The sequence below is a fragment of the Herbaspirillum sp. B65 genome, from assembly GCF_000333555.1.
GTDB classification, from domain to species: Bacteria; Pseudomonadota; Gammaproteobacteria; order Burkholderiales; family Burkholderiaceae_D; genus Herbaspirillum; species Herbaspirillum rubrisubalbicans.
This window is the reverse complement of the sequence record NZ_BADI01000668.1, coordinates 1-1,554: the sequence shown is the minus strand read 5'-3', so window position 1 is coordinate 1,554 and position 1,554 is coordinate 1. Positions and strand designations below refer to the sequence as shown.

Sequence of the window (1,554 nt, the reverse complement as noted above, 5' to 3'; positions counted from 1 at the left end):
GCATCGCCGAGGTCTTGCGCACGCGCATCATTCGCGGCGAGATCGCAGGCGGGGCGGCGCTTCGGCAAGATCACGTGGCCCAGGAATTCCAGTCCAGCCATGTGCCGGTGCGGGAAGCATTTCGTCAGTTGGAAGCTGAAGGATTGGTCCTCACTTTGCCCCGTCGCGGGGTGCGGGTGACCATGGTCGATAGGGCGGCAGTGAAGGAAAACGCCGAGATGCGCGGGGCGCTGGAAATCCTGGCCTTACGCCACAGCGTGCGCAAATTCACCTCCGAGCACATCGCGCAACTGGAACAGGCACAGCAAGCCTGCGCCCAGGCGGCTTCGCTGGTGGAATGGGATGCCGCCAACAACCTGTTCCACGACATCCTCTCCAGCCAATGTGCCATGCCACGCCTGCTGGCGGTGTTGAAGCAATTGCAGTTGACCAATTCGCGCTACCTGTTCTCGACCGGTTTCAAGCGCGGCTGGCAGCCGCGCTCCGATCATGACCACATGCTTATCATCGATGCCCTCAAGGATAAGAAGACCGACCGCGCCGTGCAGTTGCTGAGTATGCACATTGGCACCATGGAGCGGGTCGGCTTTGTGGCGGGCTAGGCGCTGCTTTGTCGGGCGAACGCTGAAGGTGGCAAGCCCACGTGCCGGCTAAAGGCTACGCTGAAGGTCGAGGCAGAACTATAGCCGACCTGTTGCGCGACTTGCGCCATGGATGCCCCATCGTGCAGCAATAGCCGCTTGGCCAAGGCCATGCGCCAGGCCAGCAGGTATTCCATGGGCGCCAACCCGACTTCGCGGCGGAAGCGTTCGAAGAAGGAAGAGCGCGACAATGCCGCCGCCCGCGCCAGCCGCACCACACTCCACTTCTCGGCCGGTCGCGCATGTATGGATCGCAGTGCCGAGGCGAGCCGTACATCGCCCAAGCCGCGCAGCAGGCCAGGCGTTGCGGCAGCGCCTGCATCCGCACTGGAACGCAGGGCTTCGATCAGCAGCACCTCCAGCAAGCGTGCCAGTACCACATCGCGTGCCGGGCGCTCGGCGCGGTATTCGTCGCCCACCAGTTGCACCAGCGTGGCCAGCCGCGTGTGCGCACGGGCCACTACCAGGTCGGGCAGCAGCGACAGCAGCAGCGGCGTGTCGGGTGATTCGAAGACGCAATGGCCCACCACCAGTTGCACCTGCGGCGGCAGGCCCAGGCGGCCCAGGTGATAGCGTCCATCGGGCAGGCGTGGCGGCGGATTGTCTTCATCGAACAGGGCGTCCTCGCACTCATCCATGCTGGCCAGGGTGAAGCCTTGCAAGGCCGGCGCGAGGAAGAAATCACCGGCGTGCAGCACGATGCACGCCTCCTCAGGCGCGTCACCAGGCCACTCGCGCAGGATGCGGCAACTGCCCTCCAGCACGGCGCAATAGAAGGCCAGCTCGGACAGTGAGCGCTGCACGCGCCAGCTGCCGGCACCCTGCACGTACTTGGTATAGCGCGCGGCGGGCTGTAGCAGGCTGACGACTTCAGCCAGGGGATCGGTCAACGTGATGTCGGACAGGCTGACGA

Annotated in this window: 2 protein-coding genes; one reads left to right on the top strand and one right to left on the bottom strand. The window is 64.7% G+C overall.

Annotated elements, in window-relative coordinates:
• Nucleotides 1–2: 2 nt before the first annotated feature.
• Nucleotides 3–602 carry a GntR family transcriptional regulator gene (locus tag I5W_RS15915; protein WP_044529962.1) on the top strand — a complete coding sequence of 200 codons (600 nt, stop codon included), beginning with the start codon at nt 3–5 and terminating at the stop codon, nt 600–602.
• Here I5W_RS15915 and I5W_RS15910 read toward each other — a convergent pair.
• Nucleotides 599–1,531 carry an AraC family transcriptional regulator gene (locus I5W_RS15910; RefSeq protein ID WP_044529963.1) on the bottom strand — a complete coding sequence of 311 codons (933 nt, stop codon included), beginning with the start codon at nt 1,529–1,531 and terminating at the stop codon, nt 599–601. The two genes, I5W_RS15915 and I5W_RS15910, sit on opposite strands and share 4 nt — an antisense overlap.
• Between the last annotated feature and the right edge of the window lie 23 nt (nt 1,532–1,554).